The following is a 2,073-nucleotide window of genomic DNA, read 5'->3' on the forward strand; positions in this document are numbered from 1 at the left end:
ACGGCGCCCGCGACGGCTCAGATGTCGAAGTAGAGCTGGTACTCCATCGGGTGCGGACGCAGGCGGATGGCGTCCACCTCCTTCTGCTTCTGCTCGATCCAGCTCATCAGCGAGTCCTCGCTGAACACGTCCCCCTTGAGCAGGAACTTGTGGTCCTTCTTCAGGCAGTCGAGCGCCTCGTCCAGCGAGCCCGGCATCTTCGGCACGTCCTTGAGCTCCTCGGGCGACAGGCCGTAGATGTCCTTGTCCAGCGGCTCGCCCGGGTCGATCTTGTTCTCGATGCCGTCCAGGCCCGCCATGAGCTGCGCGGCGAACGCGAGGTAGGGGTTGCAGCTCGGATCCGGCGAGCGGAACTCCAGGCGCTTGGCCTTCGGGCTCGCGCTGAACATGGGAATCCGGATGGACGCGCTGCGGTTGCGGCTCGAGTACGCCAGGTTCACCGGCGCCTCGTAGCCCGGCACCAGCCGCTTGTAGGAGTTGTTCGTCGGGTTGCAGATGGCCGCCAGCGCCCGCGCGTGCTTGAGGATGCCGCCGATGTAGTGCAGCGCCATCTCGCTCATGCCCGCGTAGCCCTGGCCCGCGAACAGCGGCTTGCCGCCCTTCCACAGCGACTGGTGCGTGTGCATGCCGCTGCCGTTGTCCCCGTAGAGGGGCTTGGGCATGAACGTCACCGCCTTGCCGTTGCGCGCGGCCACGTTCTTGAGCACGTACTTGAACCACATCAGGTTGTCCGCCGTCTTCACCAGCGTGTCGTAGCGGAAGTCGATCTCCGACTGGCCCGCCGTCGCCACCTCGTGGTGCTGGCGCTCCACCGTAATCCCCACCTCCCCGAGGATGCGGCACATCTCGTCGCGCATGTCGTTGTGCGCGTCCGTGGGCATCACCGCGTTGTAGGCGTCCTTGTAGCCCGGCTTGTAGCCCAGGTTGCCGCCCGGCTCCTCGCGGCCCGCGTTCCACGCGCCCTCGATGGAGTCCACCTCGAAGAACATGTGGTGCGGGTCCGTGCTGTAGCGCACCCCGTCGAAGATGAAGAACTCGGCCTCGGGCCCGAAGTACGCCGTGTCCGCGAGACCCGTGCTCTTCAGGTACTGCTCCGCCCGCGCCGCGATGTTGCGCGGATCCCTCCCGTACAGCTCCTTGGTGATGGGGTCGCTCACGTTGCACAGCAGCACCAGCGTTGGCACCTGCGTGAACGGGTCCATCACCGCCGTGCTCGGGTCCGGCATCACCAGCATGTCGGAGTTGTGGATCTCCAACCAGCCCTTGATGGACGAGCCGTCGAAGCCGAGGCCCTCCTCGAAGACGCCCTCGTTGAGCTCGTGGAGGGGCACCGCGAAGTGGCGCCAGCGGCCGATGAAGTCGATGAAGCGCAGGCTCACCATCTGCGTGCCGCGCTCCTTCGCGAACGCGAGCACGTCCTTCGCCGTCTTGGTGGTCATGGGGTCCGGAATCCTTTCCTACCAGGTGGTACTGCCAGGGCGTCGCGGACACTAGGAACGCACCCCCCGGGAGGAAAGAGGCCCCCACGCCCCCGCATGACACTCCGCCCGCGCGTCAACGGCGCACGGGCGTGTCACGTCAGCGTGAAGACACTCGGGACGCGCGGGCGGTCAGCGTCTGGCGCGCGTGAGCAGCACCACCGCGCCGAGGATGGCCCCCATGGCGAGGAAGCCCCAGGTGCTCAGCGACTCGCCCGCGAGGAAGGTGCCGAGCAGCACCGCCACCATCGGGTTGACGTAGGCGTAGCTGGTGGCGACCGCGGGCCGCGCGTTGCGCAGCAGGTAGCCGTAGGCGCTGAAGGCCACCAGCGAGCCGAAGAAGACGAGATAGAAGAAGGACAGCACGGCGCGCGTGGACGGCATGGCGTCCAGGTGCTCGGCGCGCAGGAGGCTGAGCACGAGGAACATGCCGCCGGCGGTGAGCATCTGCGTCGCCGTGGACATGAGCCCCTGGGCCAGCGGCAGCCGGCGCGACCAGATGGAGCCGAAGGCCCAGCTCAGCGGGCTCACCAGCAGGGCTCCGGCCGCCCACGGGTTGCCCCCCATGTCGCTGCCGAGGTTGAGCAGCACGAGG

General features: G+C 67.7%; 2 protein-coding genes. Both read right to left on the bottom strand.

What is annotated here, in order from left to right:
• Positions 1 to 17: 17 nt before the first annotated feature.
• Positions 18 to 1,439, bottom strand: coding sequence for a type I glutamate--ammonia ligase (glnA, locus tag VF697_RS15680; protein WP_331095767.1), 1,422 nt, complete (start codon positions 1,437 to 1,439; stop codon positions 18 to 20).
• Between the two features lie 171 nt (positions 1,440 to 1,610).
• On the bottom strand, positions 1,611 to 2,073 hold a 463-nt coding region (locus VF697_RS15685), incomplete at its 5' end, for an EamA family transporter (RefSeq protein ID WP_331095769.1).

It is taken from the genome of Archangium sp. (genome assembly GCF_036388035.1).
Classification (GTDB): domain Bacteria; phylum Myxococcota; class Myxococcia; order Myxococcales; family Myxococcaceae; genus Archangium.

Excerpts from the sequence above, each read along its gene's own strand:
- glnA (WP_331095767.1), bottom strand. The coding sequence starts at position 1,439 with ATGACCACCAAGACGGCGAAGGACGTGCTCGCGTTCGCGAAGGAGCGC.